Origin of the sequence: Bordetella saccharivorans (assembly GCF_045862855.1) — a bacterium.
GTDB lineage: Bacteria > Pseudomonadota > Gammaproteobacteria > Burkholderiales > Burkholderiaceae_B > Bordetella_A > Bordetella_A petrii_F.
On record NZ_BAAFZO010000001.1, the window covers coordinates 2,932,098 to 2,948,872 of the forward strand.

Sequence of the window (16,775 nt, forward strand, 5' to 3'; positions counted from 1 at the left end):
TTGCGTCTACAGGAGACTGTCGTGGAAAGTGACAATGCCGGCAACGGCGTGGTCGCGCAATGGCGCGACATCGTCGAGCGCCTGGCCGCCGAGGCGGGCGCCGGGCTGGGACTGATGCCAACGCCGCTGGCGCAGGCCTTGCATGCCGCGGCCCAGCCGCAGGACAGGATGGCGGGGCAGGCAGCGGAAAAAACCGCTCCAGCCGAACCCGGCTGGGCCGATTGGTGGGAGCAGCGGGCGCAGCTCGCCGCGGGCGCGGTGTCGGCGCAGGAACTGGCGCGCCTCGCGTTGGACCGCCTGGCCCCAGTGCATGCGGCGACGGCGGCCTGCGTCGAGGTGTTGCGCGATGCCGCCATCGCGCAGGCGCGCAGGCTGGACCAGCGCCTGGCCGCCGGGGAGCCGCCGGGCCCGCTGGCCGGCATGCCGCTGGCCCACAAAGACCTGCTGCAGCGCGCCGGCTGCTCGCCAGGCTATGGCATGGCGCATGCTGTCGGGGCGGCCGATACCGCCACGGTGCTGCGCCGCTTCGACGCTGCGGGCGCATTGCATCTGGCGCGGCTGCACATGACCGAGCTGGCCTTCGACCCGTCCGGCGCCAACGCCATGGCCGGGGATTGCCGGAATCCATGGGCACCCGCGCGCATCCCGGGCGGATCGTCCAGCGGATCGGCCGCCGTGGTGGCGGCCGGGGCCGTCTATGGCGCATTGGGCAGTGATACTGGCGGGTCGATCCGCATCCCGGCGGCGCTGTGCGGCGTTACCGGCCTGAAGCCCACGTTCGGCCTGGTCAGCCGCGCCGGCGCCATGAGCCTGAGCGCCAGCCTCGATCACCTGGGTCCCATCGCCCGCAGCGCGCGCGATTGCGCCTTGATGCTGCAGCCCATTGCTGGCTACGACATTGCCGACGCCGGCAGCATTGCCGCCGCGCGCCGCGACGACTATGCCGCCGGCCTCGACGCGCCGCTGCAAGGCCTGCGCATCGGCGTGCCGCAAGGATATTTCGCCGCGGGCCTGCACCCGGCCGTGCAAGCCGTCATCGCGCGCAGCCTGGACACCTTTCGCCTGCTGGGCGCCGACATCCGCGACGTGCCGGATTTTCCCTACGATGCGGTCAATGCACTGGCCATTCTGATGATCCGGGCCGAGGCGAACGCGCTGTATGAACACTTGTTGCGCCCGGATACCGATCCGGCTTTGGGCGCTTTCACGCGTGCGCGCTTGCGCGAGGGCGTCGCGATTCCGGCGGCGCTGTATTTGCAGGCGCTGGCCTTGCGCGGCCCGCTTGTGCAGCGATTCGCGCAGACCGTGCTGGCGGGCGTCGATGTCTTGCTGGCGCCGGTATTTGCCTTGCCCACCCCGCGTCTGGACGAGTTCGCGTCCCTGGATGCCCGGGCGCAGTTCCTGCGTGGCGAACTCACCCGCTTGACCAGGCCGGTCAACTACCTGGGGCTGCCCGCGTTGTCGCTGCCCGGCGGAGCCTGCTCCGTCGAGGGCGAGAAGGTCGAATTGCCAGTGGGCTTCCAGTTGATCGGCCGGCCGTATTCCGAAGCGCTGCTGCTGCGCCTGGGGCACGCATTCCAGAAGGCCACGTCCTGGCACCTGCGCAAGCCGCCGCTGGCAGAACCGTAGGGCGTCGTGCCGCCGGCCTGCGCTTCAAAGCCCGCGGTGCTCCACCGCGTATTTGATCAGCTCGGCCTGGCCGTCGATGTTGAGCTTGCGCTTGATATTGAGGCGGTGGGTCTCGACGGTGCGCACCGACAGCCCGAGCGCCTGGGCGATCTGCTTGTTGGCGTGGCCGTCGGCGATGTGGCGCAGCACGTCGCGCTCGCGCTGCGTCAGCAGCGTGGCCGGCACGCTCGCCTGCGACAGGCGCAGCGCCGCGGTCGCGCTGAAATACGTGCGGCCCGTCATGACCGCGTGGATCGCGGTGACGATTTCCTGCGCGGGCTCGTCCTTGAGCAGGTAGCCGCGGGCGCCGGCCTTGACGGCCTGCACCATGTACTCGGCATTGTCGTGCATGGACAGCACCAAGACCGCGATCTGCGGATATTGCTCATGCAGCTGGGCCGTCAGCGCCAGGCCGCCGATGCCGGGCATGTTCAGGTCCATCAGCGCCAGGTGGGGCAGCGTGCCGCCGTGCGGATCGGCGGCCAGGCAGTCCTGCAGGAAGGCCAGCGCGGCCGCCGGGTTGCCGGCTTCGCCCACGACTTCCAGGCGCGGCACGGTTTCCAGGCGCAGGCGCAAGCCGTCGCGCACCAGGGGATGGTCATCGACCAGCAATAGCCGGATGGGGTCGGCGGCGGGGCTCATGTCTGGAGTTCCGGGTCGGGGGCGCTGTCCGCCGCCCGGGGCGGCAGGGGCAGCCAGGCCTGCAGCATGGTGCCCTGGGCGCTGGAATGGCAGGCCAGCGTGCCCGCCAGCGCCGCCATGCGTTCGCGCATATTGCGCAGGCCGATGCCGCGCAGCGGGTCCCGCTGCACGCCGTCGTAGTCGAAGCCGGCGCCGTCGTCGGCGATGGTCAGGCGCAGGCCGCGGTCGCCATAGTCCAGGGTCATGTCGGCGCGGGTGGCGCGGGCGTGCCGCAGCACGTTGGTCAGCGCTTCCTGCGTCACGCGGAATAGCGCCGTGGCGTGCGATTCGGGCAGCGGCCGCACGCGGCCGGTGGTGCGCAGGCGGACCGCCAGCGGCGGGGCGCCGTCTTCGCGCGGCATGGCGAATTCGCGGCCGAGGTGATCCAGCGCGGCCGGCAGGCCCAGGTCATCCAGCAGCGTCGGGCGCAGGTTGTGCGAGATGCGGCGCACTTCGCCGACGGCGGTGTTCAGGCGCTCCAGCGCGCCGCCGAGCGGCCGGTCGACGCGCGCCTGCGCCTGCGGATCGTCGGGGCGCGACTGGCGCAGGCGTTCGCGGGCGGCCTCCAGCGACAGCTTGATCGACACCAGCACCTGGCTGATGCCGTCGTGCAGTTCGCGCGACAGGCGCGCGCGCTCGTCTTCCTGCGAGCGCACCACCTGCCGCGCCATCAGCCGCAGCTTGGCGTCGGACTGGCGGTGGTCGCTGATGTTCAGGGCCAGGCCGCACGCCGTCACGCCCAGGATCGCCGCCGCGGCAATGCCGGCGACCCAGGCGAACATGTTGCGGATGTTGGCCTGGGCGGCGGCGTCGATGCGGTCCAGCGCCTGTTCGACGTCATCCAGGTAGATGCCGGTGCCCAGCATCCAGCCCCAGCGGTCCAGCACCACCACGTAGCCCAGCTTCTCGACGGTCTGGCTGGTGGAGGGTTTTTCCCACAGGTAGCGCACTGCCTCGCCCTGCTGGCCGCCACGCCGGGCGGCCGCCAGCAGGTTCTGGATCACCGGCTGGCCGTGGATGTCGCGCCGGTTCCAGAGATTGCGGCCGACCAGTTCCGGTTGGCGCGGGTGCATGAGATTGCGGCCTTGCAGGTCGTAGACGAAGAAGTAGCCGTCGTGGCCGAATTCCATTTGCGCCAGCAGGGCGAGGGCCCGTTCGCGCGTGGCCGCGTCGTCGCCGGCCGCCTGCAGGGGCGCGACGGCGCTGTAGGCCAGGCTGACGTAGTGGCGCAGCTCGCTTTCCTTGCTGGACAGCCAGGCGTTTTCCACGACCTGTTTTTCGCGCTGGGCGAGTTCGAGCCCCTGCGTGTAAACCGCGACCGTGATGGCGGCCACGGCCACCAGCAGGGGCACGACGGCCAACAGCAGAATCTTCAGGCGCAGTTTCATGAAAAAACGGGGTCAGGGACACGCCGCGTATTGCGCTGCGCAATGCACGGCAGGCGTTGCCGCGATGGGGCGCGGCAGCTCCGATTTTACGGGTTCGGCGGAATATTGCTGCGGCGCACTGCGTAGTAATACGCAGCGGGCTTGCGTAGTTCCGCGCTTGTTGCGGCTGCCCCGAATCGAAATACTACGGCCTGCGCCGCCAGGGCGCAGCGCGGACGCGCGCGTCCGACACCGCACAACAACGATTCTGCCCACCCGCAAGACAGCCGCGCACGCCGCGCTATTCCAGGCGGGAGGCTAGAGGAGCCTTTCTCATGCAAACCAGCAGTAAAGGACTGGGCCATCACCTGGTCTGGCTGGCGATCGCCGTATTGGGCGCGTTCGCGCTCGGCACCGTGGCGCTCGCCCGGGGCGAAACGATCAACGCGCTGTGGATCGTCATCGCCGCGGTCTGCGTCTACTTGATCGCCTATCGCTACTACAGCCGCTTCATCGCCGACAAGGTGTTCCGGCTCGACGCCAGCCGCATGACGCCGGCCTGGAAGTACAACGACGGCCTGGACTACGTGCCGACCAACAAGCACGTGCTGTTCGGCCACCACTTTGCCGCCATCGCCGGGGCTGGTCCGCTGGTCGGCCCGGTGCTGGCCGCCCAGATGGGCTACTTGCCTGGCATGCTGTGGCTGCTGGCCGGCGTGGTGTTCGCCGGCGCCGTGCAGGACTTCATCGTGCTGTTCATCTCGACGCGGCGCGACGGCCGCTCGCTGGGCGACCTGGTCAAGGCCGAGCTGGGCAATATCCCCGGCGTGATCGCGCTGTTCGGCGCCTTCATGATCATGGTGATCATCCTGGCCGTGCTGGCCCTGATCGTGGTGAAGGCGCTGACCCATTCGCCATGGGGCACCTTCACGGTGGCCGCCACCATTCCCATCGCCCTGTTCATGGGCGTGTACTTGCGCTTCCTGCGGCCGGGCAAGATCGGCGAGGTCTCGGTGATCGGCTTCGTGCTGCTGATGGCCGCCATCCTGTTCGGGCAGGATGTCGCGCAAAGCCCGGTCCTGGCCGCGTGGTTCGACTTCGACGGCAAGAGCCTGACCTGGGTGCTGATCATCTACGGCTTCATCGCCTCGGTGCTGCCCGTCTGGCTGCTGCTGGCGCCGCGCGACTACCTGTCGACCTTCCTGAAGATCGGCACTATCGTCGGCCTGGCCGTGGGCATCGTGGTGGTCGCCCCCGAGCTCAAGATGCCGGCCCTGACGCAGTTCGTCGACGGCAGCGGCCCGGTCTGGTCCGGCAACCTGTTCCCGTTCCTGTTCATCACCATCGCCTGCGGCGCCGTGTCCGGCTTCCACGCCCTGATCTCCTCCGGCACCACGCCCAAGTTGATCGAGAACGAAACCCAGGCGCGCTATATCGGCTACGGCGGCATGCTGATGGAGTCCTTCGTCGCCATCATGGCGCTGGTGGCCGCCTGCGTGATCGAGCCGGGCATCTACTACGCCATGAACAGCCCGGCCGCGGTCATCGGCACCACCCCCGAGCAGGTCGCGCAGGTGGTCTCGAGCTGGGGCTTCGTGGTCACGCCCGCCGACCTGGTCCAGACCGCCAAGGACGTCGGCGAAAGCACCATCATCTCGCGAGCCGGCGGCGCGCCCACCCTGGCCGTCGGCATGGCGCACATCCTGCACCAGGCCATCGGCGGTCCCAGCATGATGGCGTTCTGGTACCACTTCGCCATCCTGTTCGAGGCCCTGTTCATCCTGACCGCCGTCGACGCCGGCACCCGCGCCGGGCGCTTCATGCTGCAGGACCTGCTGGGCACCTTCGCTCCTTCGCTCAAGCGCACCGAATCGCTGCCCGCCAACCTGATCGCCACCGGCCTGTGCGTGGCCGCCTGGGGCTACTTCCTGTACCAGGGCGTGGTCGACCCGCTGGGCGGCATCAATACGCTGTGGCCGCTGTTCGGCATCGCCAACCAGATGCTGGCCGCCATCGCGCTCACCCTGGGCACCGTGGTGTTGTTCAAGATGAAGCGCGACCGCTATGCCTGGGTCACCGTGCTGCCTACCCTGTGGCTGCTGGCCTGCACCCTGACGGCCGGCTGGCAGAAGCTGTTCGATGCCAACCCGAAGGTGAGCTTCCTGGCGCACGCCGCCAAGTACCGCGCCGCCATCGCGCAGGGCGAAGTGCTGGCGCCCGCCAAGTCGCTGGCGGAAATGCAGCGCGTGGTGTTCAACGACTACGTCGACGCGGCGCTGTGCGGCATCTTCATGCTGGTGGTGATCAGCATCGTGGTGTTCGGCATCCGCTCGGTACTGCGCGCCCGCGTCGAGCGCCAGCCCACCGCCCGCGAGACGCCCTACGAACCCCTGCCGGCCGCCGCCGGCGCGGCCTGACCAACGGAGACGCCCATGCTGTTCGCCAACCTGGGCGCCGCGGCCGGCTCCGCCGGCCGCTATCTGGGCCAGACCCTGCGCCTGATGGTGGGGGTGCCCGACTACGAAGCCTATGTCGAGCACATGCGGCGCACCCACCCCGACCAGGCGCCCATGACGTACGAACAGTTCTTCCGCGAGCGGCAGGACGCCCGCTACGGCGGCAAGAAACGCATCGGTTGCTGCTGAGCGGGCCTGGCCCGCCGCGCGGGGCTGGACAGCAAGCCGGCCGGTATCAGCCGCCGTCCTGCAGCCACCGCAGATACGCCGAGCGGGTCCGCTCCGACACCGAGTCCAGCACTTTACGGTGCTGGACCTGGTGCCGCACCGCCAGCCGCGCATCGGCCACGGCGCGGGACTTGCAGTACCAATGGCAGCTGTGCTGCAGCAGATACAGCTCCGCCGACAGATGGTACGCGCGGCTCTTCAGGTCCCACTGGCCTTCGTTGTCGACCACGTGGCGCAGGCCGGCTGCATGGATCTGCAGCAGCGCGCGAAAATCCCGCGTCAGCCCCGGCAGGAAACGCTCGATATAAGGCACGCAGAAGGGCAGGGCGACCATGCTGGCGGCTTGCGCGCTTTCCTTCTGCAAGGCGTCCGCCAGCGTTCGCGCCTGTGCCGCCGCCACGCGTTCGGTCTGGGCGTAGGTTTCCAGCACCTGCAACTGGCGCGCGTGGTCCTTTTCGTGGATGGCGCGGGTGTAGCCCTGCGTCAGGGTTTCCATGTGGCGCTCGAGCTGCAGGCTGGCCAGATGGCGGCCCAGCAAGGCGATGTGCATGCGCTGGTAACGCACGCGCAGCACCTGCCATGCCGCGACGGCTATCAACAAGGCTAATGCGGTTTCCATTACCCGTATTCCTCGATCGTCCCGCCCGGTGCCGGCGGCGCGCAACAAAAAAGCCCAAACTGGCGTTTGGGCTTTTCAAGAATCCTGGAGCGGGAAACGAGTCTCGAACTCGCGACCTCAACCTTGGCAAGGTTGCGCTCTACCAACTGAGCTATTCCCGCGTGAGCACGGCCGTCAATCAGGCAGCCGCGTTCAGTGAAGACGAACATTATAGCAGCATTTTGCCGGCGCGGGAAAGGCGTTCACGTTAATATGGACGGAGTTCCTCGTCATCGCATAAGTTGGGCCTTGCCTCATGCAGGATTTCCCCGCGGCCGTGCCGCCCGATTCTTCGCTGGTCCCCGCCAACCAGGACTTGACCCCGCTCAATACCCTGGGCCTGGCGGCCCGCGCCAGCGCTTTCGTCACCCTGCGCTCGTCCTCGCAGTTCGAGGCGCTGTCGGCGCTGGCCGAACAGCATGACAGCCTGCTGGTGCTGGGCGGCGGCAGCAATCTGGTGCTGCCCGCGCGGGTCGGCGGGCTGGTCGCGCAGGTGGCCCTGCGCGGCATCCGCCTGGTCGAGGCGCGGGCGGACGCCTGGATCATCGAGGCCGGCGCGGGCGAGAACTGGCACGGCTTCGTGTCCGCCTGCGTGGCCAATGGCTGGGACGGGCTGGAGAACCTGGCCCTGATCCCCGGCACCGTGGGCGCCGCGCCGGTCCAGAACATCGGCGCCTACGGCGTCGAACTGGCCGACCGCTTCCTGGGCCTGACCGCCTGGGACGTGCGCCGGCGCCGGCTGCTGGAAATGACCGCGGCCGACTGCCGCTATGCGTACCGGGACAGCGTGTTCAAGCACGAGGCGCCGGGCGCCTGGGTCATCGTGTCCGTGCGGTTCGCGCTGCCGCGGCCCTGGCGCCCGGTGCTCGACTACCCGGACCTGCAGCGGCGCGCCGAGCTGGCCGGCGCGCCGACCGCGCGCGCGGTGTTCGATGCCGTGTGCGACATCCGGCGCGCCAAGCTGCCCGATCCGGCGGTCATCGGCAATGCCGGCAGTTTCTTCAAGAACCCGCTGGTGGACGCGGGCCGGCGCGACGCGCTGGCGGCGCGCCATCCCGGCTTGGTGTCGTATCCGCAGCCGGACGGCCGCTACAAGCTGGCGGCCGGCTGGCTGATCGATCAATGCGGCTGGAAAGGCAGGCGCCTGGGCGCGGCCGGCGTGCACGACCGGCAGGCCCTGGTGCTGGTCAACCATGGCGGCGCCACGGCGGCCGACATCATGGCGCTGGCCGAAGCCATCCAGCGCGATGTGGCGGAGCGTTATCAGGTCAGGCTGGAGCCCGAGCCGGTGGTCTGGCCGGGCGCGCCCGCGCTATAGGCCCAGTACCGCCTGCATGTCGAACAGGCCGTTGCGCTGGCCGCCCAGGAAGCGGGCGGCGCGCAGCGCGCCCTGCGCATAGGTGGTGCGGCTGCCGGAGCGGTGGGTGATTTCAATGCGCTCGCCGGTGCCGCAGAAGTACACCGTGTGGTCGCCCACGATGTCCCCGCCGCGCACCACCGAGAAGCCGATGGTGCCGGGCTTGCGCACGCCGGTGTCGCCGTGGCGGGTCCAGGTGGCCACGTCGGGCAGGGCGACGTTCCAGGCCGACGCGATGGTCTCGCCCATTTTCAGGGCCGTGCCCGAAGGGGCATCCACCTTGTTGCGGTGGTGGGCCTCGAAGACTTCCACGTCGTAGCCCGAGTTCAGGATGCGCGCCGCGACGTCGAGCAGCTTGAGCGTGGCATTCACGCCCACGCTCATATTGGGGGCGAACACGATGGCGATCTTCTGCGCCGCCACTTCGATGGCGGCGCGGCCGTTGTCGTCGAAGCCGGTGGTGCCGATGACCATGCGGGTGCCGTGGCGCACGCAGGCCTGCAGGTGGGCGGCGGTGGCTTCGGGGCGGGTGAAGTCGACCAGGCAGTCGGCGTCGGCCAGCGCGTCGAGCCGGTCGGTGATGGCCACGCCGGTATCGCGGCCCAGGAAGGCGCCGGCATCCTGCCCGAGCGCGTCGGAGCCGCTGCGGTCGAGCGCGACGGCCAGTTCCAGGTCGGGGGCATTGAGCACGGCTTCGATCAGCATGCGGCCCATACGGCCGCTGGCGCCGGCAATGGCGATGCGCATGATGGTTCCTTGGTACGACAGGGGTTAGCGCAGCGGTTCGGCGCCGCCGCCGGGCTGGCCGATGGGATTGCGCGGCAAGGCGTCCGGCGAGTTCAGCAGCAGTTCACGGCGGCGGGGCGAGCTTTCGACCGGTTGGGCCTGCTGGGCGGGCGCCGCCTGCTGGCCAGGGCCGGCCTGCTGGGTGTCCGTGCCGGCGGCGTCGGGCTGCGCGGCGCCGGCGTCCGGCTGCGGCATGGCCGGCTGCGCCGCGCCCGCTTGCGTGCCGCCGGGCGGCGTGCCCAGCGGCGGCAATTGGGCCGGATCGACCGGCGCCGCGACCGCGCCCGCGGCATCCCGGCGGGCGGCTTCGGCATCGAGTTGCTCGTCGGCCTTTTCGACGGCCGGCTTGCCTTCGGCATTCATCTGGAACGGCTGCAGTTCGGGTTGTTCGTCGCCGCTCCAGCGCACCAGGCGGTCGTTCTCGAACCACACGGTGAACTTGCGTTCCTGGGCCTTGCCGTAGCCGGGCTTGAAGTAATAGGGGTAGTCCCAGCGGTCGGCGTGCAGTACGCTGGTCAGCGTCGGGCTGCCCAGGGCAAAGCGCACCTGTTCGCGTGTCATGCCAGGTTGCAGCAGGGCGACTTGTTCCTGGGTGATCCAGTTGCCTTGCTGCACCGGGGCCTTGTACGGGAAGCCCCATTTGTCGGAAGAGCAGCCCGCCAGGATGGACGCGGCGGCGGCCGCGGCCAGTGCGGTTTTCAGGAACCGGGTCGGAATTCGTGCAATCATGGACTCCAAGCGCCCCTATCTGTGATTAAAAGCCGGTAAAACCGTTATCATAAAGGTTTCACAATGCGGTAGTTCTGCGGGCGGCGGAAAAATGGCATCACGCTGCTACAGTTAGCTGCCGTGATTCCTGCCCATGCCACCGCGGACGGAGAGCGATTACACCATGACCACCGACCAAAGCGAACTGAAAAACATGGGTTTGAAGGCGACCTTCCCGCGCCTGAAAATTCTCGACATCTTCCGCAAGGCCGACCAGCGCCACCTCAGCGCCGAAGACGTCTATCGGGCCCTCATCGGCGAAAACGTCGAGATCGGCCTGGCCACCGTCTACCGCGTGCTGACCCAGTTCGAGCAGGCCGGCATCCTGACCCGCAGCCAGTTCGACAGCGGCAAGGCGGTATTCGAGCTCAACGACGGCGACCACCACGACCACCTCATCTGCACCAATTGCGGCAAGGTGGTGGAATTTTCCGACCCCGACATCGAAAAGCGCCAGCACAAGGTAGCCAAGGACAACAACTTCGTCCTGGAAAGCCACGCCATGGTGCTGTACGGCATCTGCGGCGACTGCCAGAAGGCCCGCTGAACCCCTGCTGGCCCCGGGCCTGTCAAGGCCCTATTCGGCCAGCACGCCCAGCATCTCGCGCGCATGCTCGCGCGTGGTGGCGGTGATCTTGATGCCGCCCAGCATGCGCGCGATTTCCTCCACGCGCTGGCCGGCGTCCAGTTCGTCGATGCGCGAACGCGTCGTGCCCGCCGTTTCCGTCTTGCTGACCCGGTATTGCGCATTGCCGCAAGCCGCCACTTGCGGCAAGTGGGTCACGCACAGCACCTGGTGGCGCTCGCCCAGCTCGCGCAACAGCTTGCCCACGACCTCGGCCACCGCGCCGCCCACGCCGCTGTCCACTTCGTCGAAAATCAGAGTCGGCACCCGCGCGGCGCGGCTGGCGATCACCGACAGGGCCAGCGAAATGCGCGCCAGCTCGCCGCCGGAGGCCACCTTGGCCAGCGGACGCGGGGTCGTGCCGGCGTGGCCGGCCACCAGGAATTCGACCTGGTCGGCGCCATGCGCCGACGGCGGCGCAGGCGAGACCGCCGGTTCGAAGCTGCCTCCCTGCATGGCCAGCGTCTGCATGGCCTGCGTGACCTGCTTGCCAAGGCTCTTGGCCACCTTGCGCCGCGCCGTCGAGAGCTTGCCGGCGGCCGCTTCGTACTGCGCGCGCGCCGCGTCGGCGCGCGCGCGCAGCGCGTCGATGTCGGCGGCGGCCTGCATGTCGGCGAGCTGTTGGTGCAATGTATCGCGCAAGCCCGGCAGCATGTCGGGCTCGGTCTTGAATTTGCGCGCGGTCTCGAACACCGCGCTCATGCGGGCGTCGACCTCGGCCAGCCGCTGCGGGTCGAGCTCGACCCGCGTGACATAGTTGTTCAGGTCGGACACCGCCTCGGCCACCGCGATGCGGGCCGATTCGAGTTCATCGGCCACGCCCTGCAGCGCGGGGTCGTGGCGCAGCATCTGCTGCAGCCGGTGCTGCGCGGCATTGATGCGGTGGTGGGCGGAATCGTCTTCGCCGTCCAGCGCTTCCAGGATCTGGCCGGCGCCGTCGAGCAGGGCCTGGGCGTGCGCCAGCCGCGACTGCTCGGCTTGCAGGGTTTCCCATTCGTCGGCCTGCAGCGCCAGGCGGTCGAGCTCGTCGGCCTGCCATTGCAGGCGCTCGCGTTCGGCCGCCAGCCCGGCGGCGTCTTTTTCGGCCAGCTCGAGCTGGCGCGCCAGGGCCCGCCAGTCTTTCCAGGCCTGGGCCACCGCCTGGCGCAGGTCGCCATGGCCGCCATGGGCGTCGAGCATGTCGCGCTGGGCGTCGGCGCGCATCAGGCTCTGGTGGGCGTGCTGGCCATGGATGTCGACCAGGCTGTCGCCCAGCTCGCGCAGTTGCGCCAGGGTGGCGGGCATGCCGTTGATATAGCCACGGCTGCGTCCCTGGGCGTCGACCACGCGCCGCAGGGCCAGTTCGTCGCCGCCGTCCAGGTCGCGCCCGGCCAGCCAGTCGCGCAGGAGGGGCGGCGTGTCGAATACGGCGGTGATGTCGGCGCGGGCCGCGCCCTCGCGCAGCACGCCGGCGTCGGCGCGTTCGCCTAGCGCCAGGGCCAGCGCGTCGATCAGGATCGACTTGCCGGCGCCGGTCTCGCCGGAAAACACCGTGAAGCCCGCGCCGAAATGGATCTCGGCCTGTTCGACGATGACGAAATCGCGGATATGCAGGGTGCGCAACATGGCCGGTGCGTCACTCCACGCTGTCCGAGGCCTGCGGCATCAGGTTCCAATGCAGCTTGCGGCGCAAGGTCGAGAAGAAGCTGTAGCCTTCCGGATGCACGAACCGGATGGTATGCGGCGCGCGCTGCACCGAGATGCGGTCGCCGGGCTGCAGGTCAGACCACGTCTGCATGTCGAAATGCACGCTGGCGCCCACCTCCACCCGGCCGATGGCGGTCAGGGTCATGCTCAGCACGCCGTCGCCCGGAATGACGATCGGCCGGTTCGACAGGGTCTGCGGCGCCACCGGCACCAGCACCATGGCGTCCAGGCCGGGATGCAGGATGGGGCCGTTGGCCGACAGCGCGTAGGCGGTCGAGCCGGTCGGCGTGGCGATGATCAGGCCGTCGGCGCGCTGGGCGTACATGAAGGCGCCGTCCACCTCGACCCGCACCTCGATCATGCCCCCGCGCCCGGCGCGGTTCAGCACCACGTCGTTCAGCGCCGGGGCGGTATACATGAGCTGGTCGCCGCGCCAGACGCTGCCGACCAGCAGCATGCGGTCCTCGGCCTGGTAGTTGCCCTCGATGACGCGGCTCAGCGCGGTGTGCGCCTCTTGCAGCGGCACGTCGGTGATGAACCCCAGGCGGCCGTGGTTGATGCCGACCAGCGGCACCCCGTACGGAGCCAGGGTACGGGCCGCGCCCAGCACCGTGCCGTCGCCGCCCATCACCACCGCCAGCGAGGCGGTTGCGCCGATTTCCTGCAGGCTGGCGACCGGGTATTCGCGCACGCCGGTATTGCTGGCGGTGTCGGCCTCGATGAGCACGCGGCGTCCGGCCTGCACGAGCATGTGGGCCACGGCGCGCAGCGGCGCATCCAGGCCGGTATCCTGGTGCCTGCCGATCAGGGCGACGATAGGGAAGTGCATGGCGGAAAACGGATCGGAACGATACGAAAAGGGCGGATTCGCCGATTATATGGGGCCGCATATTCATCTTGGGGCGGCCCGGCGCCAAAAAGCGCCCGATTTTTGAAAGTTTCCCTACAATACCTGGTATGGATGACCGCGCACGCTCACTGCTGAAAGCGTTGATAGAACGCCACATCGCCGATGGGCAGCCCGTCGGCTCGCGCACGCTTTCCAAGGTTTTCGATCTTTCGCCGGCCACGATCCGCAACGTCATGGCCGATCTCGAAGACATGGGGCTGATCCATAGCCCGCACACCTCGGCCGGCCGGGTGCCGACGCCGCGCGGCTACCGCATGTTCGTCGATTCGCTGCTGGCCGTCCAGCCGTTCGAGTTCCAACCGCAGCAGTTCAGCGATGCCCTGACCGCGGCCGAGCCCTCGCGGGCCGTCAACGCGGCGGCGGCGCTGTTGTCGAACCTGACCCAGTTCGCCGGCGTGGTGCTCACGCCCAAGCGCGCCCAGGTGTTCCGCCAGATCGAATTCATCCGCCTGTCCGACAAGCGGGTGCTGCTCATCATCGTCACCCCCGACGGCGACGTGCAGAACCGCATCCTGTCGGTGCAGCGCGACTACAGCGAAGCCGAATTGCTCGAGGCGGGCAATTTCTTCAATGTCCATTTCGCCGGCAAGTCCTTCGATGCCGTGCGCCGCACCCTTGCGACCGAGCTGGCGCAACTGCGCGAGGACATCTCCCGCCTGATGCAGGCGGCGGTCGAGGCCGGCGCCGAGGCCGCCGAAGACGGCGACGACATGGTCATCTCGGGCGAGCGCAAGCTGCTCGACGTCACCGATATCGCCTCCGACATGGACCGCCTGCGCAAGATGTTCTCGCTGTTCGAGCAGAAAACCGAACTCCTGCAGCTGCTGGACATCTCCAGCCGCGCGCAGGGCGTGCAGATCTACATCGGCGGCGATTCCCAGCTGGTGCCCATGGAAGAAGTCTCGGTGATCACCGCGCCGTATGGCGTGGACGGCCGGGTGGTCGGCACCCTGGGCGTCATCGGCCCGACCCGCATGGCCTACGAACGCGTCATCCCCATCGTCGACATCACTGCGCGGTTGCTGTCCAACGCGCTGAGCCACAACCAGTAGCCTCCTTCCCCGGGTAGCGCGCCAGAGAGGTATTTTCGTGTTTCTTCGCCTGTTCAAGTATCTCTGGCCCGAACGCTATCTTCCCGAACCCGAGCAGGCAGACCCTTTCGACGACAACCCCGCCCCCCGCGCGCCGGCGCCGGCCGGCGTGCTGCTGGTCAACCTCGGCACGCCGGAGACCGCCACGCCCGGCGACATCCGCCGCTACCTGGCAGCTTTCCTGTCCGATCCGCGGGTGATCGAAATCCCGCGCATCCTGTGGCTGCCCATCCTGCACGGGCTGGTGCTGGCGCGCCGGCCGCGCCGGCTGCAGCCGCGCTACGCCGGCATCTGGATGGACGGCGGCTCGCCGCTCATGGTCTACAGCCGCCGCCAGGCCGAAGGCGTGCAGCGCGCCCTGCAGGCGCGCGGGCGCTCCGTCCAGGTGGAGCTCGCCATGCGCTATGGCGAGCCCTCCATCGCGCAGGCCATTGCGCGCCTGCGCGAGCAGGGTTGCGAGCACATCCTGACCGTGCCGCTGTACCCGCAATATGCCGCCAGCACGACCGCCACCGTGGTGGACGCCGTGGCCGCGCACGCCGCGCGCCTGCGCGATCAGCCGGAATTGCGGTTCATCAAGCGTTTTCATGACGACCCTGGCTATCTGGACGCCCTGGCCGCCCGCATTGCCGCCTACTGGCAGGCCCATGGCCGGCCCCAGAAGCTCGTCATGAGCTTCCATGGCCTGCCGCGCTACTCGATCGAACTCGGCGATCCCTACTATCGGGACTGCCTGGAAACCGCGCGCCTGCTGCGCGAGCGCCTGGGGTTGGCGGCCGACCAGGTCGAAGTCACCTTCCAGAGCCGGTTCGGCGCCGCACGCTGGCTCGAACCGTATACCGAGCCCACCCTCAAGGCCCTGGCGGCCGACGGCGTCACCGAGGTCGATGTAGTGTGCCCGGGCTTCGTGGCCGATTGCCTGGAAACCCTCGAGGAAATCAGCCAGGAGTGCCGCGACGCCTTCCTGGGCGCGGGCGGTCGCCAGTTCCGCTACATCCCCGCCCTCAATGACGACCCGGCCTGGATCGACGGGCTTGCGGCCCTGGTCGACAATCACTTACAAGGCTGGCCCACGCGCCGGGATGTAGGCCGTACACTGGACGCAAGCGCGCCCTCGTCCTGATGGGGGCGCGGCGGCCCGGCGGGCCGCGACCGCTTGCCCCTTTTGCAGGAGACCGCGTATGAACACCTCCGTGAAACCCCGCGTGGGCACGTCTTCCGAGCCCGGGCACACCGACCTGAAGGAAGACGCCGTCGAGCGCGATCTGGATGAAGCGCTGGCCGAGACCTTTCCTGCCAGCGATCCGATCGCGGTCACGCCGGACGAAGCCCCGCAGCGCGCGCCCGAGGAGGCCATCGACGAGGCGCTCGACGAGACGTTCCCCGCCAGCGACCCGCCGGCGCCGGCGCAGCCCGACAAGGCCTAGGACGGCCGCCTGGCGCGACAGGTTCGACAAGTCTCTTGAAATCGCCGGATCGACCCCCATTATCGGGGCCGACGCTATTGTTTTTTGGAGGATTTCCCCATGACGGCATCTCAAGAGCCTGTCGACCAAGCGCCTCAGCCCGAGGAGCAGTCCACGCCGGCGCCCGCCGATTCGGTCGAGGCGCTGCAGGCCGAGCTGGCCGCGCTGCGCGCCGAGCTCGAAGCCGCCCAGGCCACCGTCACCGAACAGCAGGACCAGATCCTGCGCAACCGCGCCGAAGTCGAGAACATTCGCCGCCGCGCCCAGGACGATGTCTCCAAGGCGCGCAAATTCGGCATCGAATCCTTCGCGGAAAGCCTGGTGCCCGTCAAGGACAGCCTGGAAGCCGCGCTGGCGCAGCCCGACCAGACCCTCGAAGCGCTGCGCGAAGGCGTCGAAGTTACGCTCAAGCAGCTTACGGGCGCGTTCGAGCGCAACCTGCTCAAGGAGATCGCCCCGGTCCAGGGCGACAAGTTCGACCCCCACCTGCACCAGGCCATTTCCTCGGTGCCGGCCGAGCAGCCTGCCAATACGGTCCTGCAACTGCTGCAGAAGGGCTATGCGATCGCCGACCGCACCCTGCGCCCGGCGCTGGTCGTGGTGTCGGCGGGCCAGGGGTAGGCCGCCATGTCCGGCCCCGCTGCGTTTGATCCCGCGCAGGTATTCGAGGTTTTCGCCATGCGGCCGGTAGGCTCGCAGGACTTCGATCAGGCCGTGGTCGAGGCGCCGGGCGATGACCTGCGCTGCGTTTTCCTGTGGGGCCAGGATTGTTACAATTGTAATATTTTCAAGCAGACCGCCTTGCTGCATCGCCAGGCGCTGCTCGAACTGGGCCTCACCTGGTACCAGGCCGACGTCTATGCCGACGAGGCGCTGGGACGGCGCTTTTCGCTGCATGGCGTGCCCACTTTCGTGCTGTTCCGCTCGGGCAAGCGGCTGGGGCGCATCACCGGCTGGCCGGGCCTGCCCCAGTTCACCGGGGCCATCGCGCGGCTGCGCAGCTCTTGAAAAACCCCTGCGGCAACCCC

16 protein-coding genes, 1 tRNA gene and 1 pseudogene are annotated in these 16,775 nt (G+C 68.8%); 10 read left to right on the top strand and 8 right to left on the bottom strand.

Annotation, left to right across the window (positions count from 1 at the left end):
* The first annotated feature begins 21 nt into the window (after positions 1–21).
* Positions 22–1,629 (top strand): amidase, encoded by a 1,608-nt coding sequence (locus tag ACKTT0_RS14025; RefSeq protein ID WP_407850473.1) that lies wholly within the window; start codon positions 22–24, stop codon positions 1,627–1,629.
* 24 nt (positions 1,630–1,653) lie between these two features.
* Here the strand turns inward: ACKTT0_RS14025 and ACKTT0_RS14030 are convergent, their stop codons facing one another.
* Together ACKTT0_RS14030 and ACKTT0_RS14035 are read right to left on the bottom strand one after the other, a co-directional pair.
* On the bottom strand, positions 1,654–2,310 hold the full coding sequence (locus ACKTT0_RS14030; protein ID WP_407850474.1) for a response regulator: 657 nt from the start codon (positions 2,308–2,310) through the stop codon (positions 1,654–1,656).
* Positions 2,307–3,737 (bottom strand): cache domain-containing protein, encoded by a 1,431-nt coding sequence (locus ACKTT0_RS14035; protein WP_407850475.1) that lies wholly within the window; start codon positions 3,735–3,737, stop codon positions 2,307–2,309. Before ACKTT0_RS14035 ends, ACKTT0_RS14030 begins: the two co-directional genes overlap by 4 nt.
* 314 nt (positions 3,738–4,051) lie before the next feature.
* Here ACKTT0_RS14035 and ACKTT0_RS14040 point away from each other — a divergent pair, with 314 nt between their 5' ends.
* Together ACKTT0_RS14040 and ACKTT0_RS14045 are read left to right on the top strand one after the other, a co-directional pair.
* The gene (locus tag ACKTT0_RS14040; protein ID WP_407850476.1) at positions 4,052–6,133 is read left to right on the top strand and encodes a carbon starvation CstA family protein; all 2,082 of its coding nucleotides are present in this window, start codon (positions 4,052–4,054) and stop codon (positions 6,131–6,133) included.
* A gap of 18 nt (positions 6,134–6,151) precedes the next feature.
* Complete coding sequence (locus ACKTT0_RS14045) at positions 6,152–6,361, top strand: YbdD/YjiX family protein (protein WP_349290566.1); 210 nt, start codon at positions 6,152–6,154, stop codon at positions 6,359–6,361.
* Between the two features lie 46 nt (positions 6,362–6,407).
* Here ACKTT0_RS14045 and ACKTT0_RS14050 read toward each other — a convergent pair whose 3' ends face one another.
* Entirely contained in the window at positions 6,408–7,019 is a 612-nt protein-coding gene (locus ACKTT0_RS14050) for a hypothetical protein (RefSeq protein WP_407850477.1), read from the bottom strand.
* An 85-nt stretch (positions 7,020–7,104) separates the two neighbouring features.
* Positions 7,105–7,180: transfer RNA gene (locus tag ACKTT0_RS14055), tRNA-Gly, on the bottom strand.
* A gap of 134 nt (positions 7,181–7,314) precedes the next feature.
* Between ACKTT0_RS14055 and murB the strand changes: the two genes are divergently transcribed.
* Complete coding sequence (gene murB / locus ACKTT0_RS14060) at positions 7,315–8,376, top strand: UDP-N-acetylmuramate dehydrogenase (RefSeq protein WP_407850478.1); 1,062 nt, start codon at positions 7,315–7,317, stop codon at positions 8,374–8,376.
* Here murB and dapB read toward each other — a convergent pair.
* Both dapB and ACKTT0_RS14070 read right to left on the bottom strand, forming a co-directional pair.
* Positions 8,371–9,162 (bottom strand): 4-hydroxy-tetrahydrodipicolinate reductase, encoded by a 792-nt coding sequence (gene dapB / locus ACKTT0_RS14065; protein WP_407850479.1) that lies wholly within the window; start codon positions 9,160–9,162, stop codon positions 8,371–8,373. The genes murB and dapB overlap by 6 nt on opposite strands.
* Positions 9,163–9,492: 330 nt before the next feature.
* A pseudogene (locus ACKTT0_RS14070) lies at positions 9,493–9,930 on the bottom strand (outer membrane protein assembly factor BamE); the annotation flags it as partial.
* A gap of 163 nt (positions 9,931–10,093) precedes the next feature.
* Here ACKTT0_RS14070 and fur point away from each other — a divergent pair.
* Complete coding sequence (gene fur / locus ACKTT0_RS14075) at positions 10,094–10,516, top strand: ferric iron uptake transcriptional regulator (RefSeq protein ID WP_028356573.1); 423 nt, start codon at positions 10,094–10,096, stop codon at positions 10,514–10,516.
* Positions 10,517–10,546: 30 nt separating this feature from the next.
* On the opposite strand, the gene recN is transcribed toward fur, so the two are convergent.
* Both recN and ACKTT0_RS14085 read right to left on the bottom strand, forming a co-directional pair.
* Complete coding sequence (gene recN, locus ACKTT0_RS14080; RefSeq protein WP_407850480.1) at positions 10,547–12,199, bottom strand: DNA repair protein RecN; 1,653 nt, start codon at positions 12,197–12,199, stop codon at positions 10,547–10,549.
* A gap of 10 nt (positions 12,200–12,209) precedes the next feature.
* A complete protein-coding gene (locus tag ACKTT0_RS14085; RefSeq protein ID WP_407850481.1) occupies positions 12,210–13,109 on the bottom strand; it encodes an NAD kinase in 900 nt (299 codons plus the stop codon).
* Positions 13,110–13,237: 128 nt separating this feature from the next.
* On the opposite strand from ACKTT0_RS14085, the gene hrcA reads away from it, so the two are divergent.
* The 5 genes from hrcA to ACKTT0_RS14110 all read left to right on the top strand — a co-directional run bounded on the left by hrcA (position 13,238) and on the right by ACKTT0_RS14110 (position 16,755).
* Positions 13,238–14,242: a heat-inducible transcriptional repressor HrcA gene (hrcA, locus tag ACKTT0_RS14090; RefSeq protein WP_407850482.1), complete on the top strand. Its 1,005-nt coding sequence runs from the start codon at positions 13,238–13,240 to the stop codon at positions 14,240–14,242.
* 37 nt (positions 14,243–14,279) lie between these two features.
* Complete coding sequence (hemH, locus tag ACKTT0_RS14095) at positions 14,280–15,404, top strand: ferrochelatase (protein WP_407850483.1); 1,125 nt, start codon at positions 14,280–14,282, stop codon at positions 15,402–15,404.
* Between the two features lie 58 nt (positions 15,405–15,462).
* The gene (locus tag ACKTT0_RS14100) at positions 15,463–15,708 is read left to right on the top strand and encodes a hypothetical protein (RefSeq protein WP_407850484.1); all 246 of its coding nucleotides are present in this window, start codon (positions 15,463–15,465) and stop codon (positions 15,706–15,708) included.
* 99 nt (positions 15,709–15,807) lie between these two features.
* Positions 15,808–16,368, top strand: a complete 561-nt coding sequence (grpE, locus tag ACKTT0_RS14105; protein WP_407850485.1) for a nucleotide exchange factor GrpE — start codon at positions 15,808–15,810, stop codon at positions 16,366–16,368.
* 6 nt (positions 16,369–16,374) lie between these two features.
* On the top strand, positions 16,375–16,755 hold the full coding sequence (locus ACKTT0_RS14110; RefSeq protein ID WP_407850486.1) for a thioredoxin family protein: 381 nt from the start codon (positions 16,375–16,377) through the stop codon (positions 16,753–16,755).
* The last annotated feature ends 20 nt before the right edge of the window (positions 16,756–16,775 follow it).

Bases quoted from the DNA above. Each gene is read 5' to 3' on its own strand.
- dapB (WP_407850479.1), bottom strand. From the start codon at position 9,162: ATGCGCATCGCCATTGCCGGCGCCAGCGGCCGTATGGGCCGCATGCTG.
- ACKTT0_RS14050 (WP_407850477.1), bottom strand. From the start codon at position 7,019: ATGGAAACCGCATTAGCCTTGTTGATAGCCGTCGCGGCATGGCAGGTG.
- fur (WP_028356573.1), top strand. From the start codon at position 10,094: ATGACCACCGACCAAAGCGAACTGAAAAACATGGGTTTGAAGGCGACC.
- hrcA (WP_407850482.1), top strand. From the start codon at position 13,238: ATGGATGACCGCGCACGCTCACTGCTGAAAGCGTTGATAGAACGCCAC.
- recN (WP_407850480.1), bottom strand. From the start codon at position 12,199: ATGTTGCGCACCCTGCATATCCGCGATTTCGTCATCGTCGAACAGGCC.
- ACKTT0_RS14030 (WP_407850474.1), bottom strand. From the start codon at position 2,310: ATGAGCCCCGCCGCCGACCCCATCCGGCTATTGCTGGTCGATGACCAT.
- ACKTT0_RS14085 (WP_407850481.1), bottom strand. From the start codon at position 13,109: ATGCACTTCCCTATCGTCGCCCTGATCGGCAGGCACCAGGATACCGGC.
- ACKTT0_RS14100 (WP_407850484.1), top strand. From the start codon at position 15,463: ATGAACACCTCCGTGAAACCCCGCGTGGGCACGTCTTCCGAGCCCGGG.
- ACKTT0_RS14035 (WP_407850475.1), bottom strand. From the start codon at position 3,737: ATGAAACTGCGCCTGAAGATTCTGCTGTTGGCCGTCGTGCCCCTGCTG.
- murB (WP_407850478.1), top strand. From the start codon at position 7,315: ATGCAGGATTTCCCCGCGGCCGTGCCGCCCGATTCTTCGCTGGTCCCC.
- ACKTT0_RS14110 (WP_407850486.1), top strand. From the start codon at position 16,375: ATGTCCGGCCCCGCTGCGTTTGATCCCGCGCAGGTATTCGAGGTTTTC.
- ACKTT0_RS14040 (WP_407850476.1), top strand. From the start codon at position 4,052: ATGCAAACCAGCAGTAAAGGACTGGGCCATCACCTGGTCTGGCTGGCG.
- grpE (WP_407850485.1), top strand. From the start codon at position 15,808: ATGACGGCATCTCAAGAGCCTGTCGACCAAGCGCCTCAGCCCGAGGAG.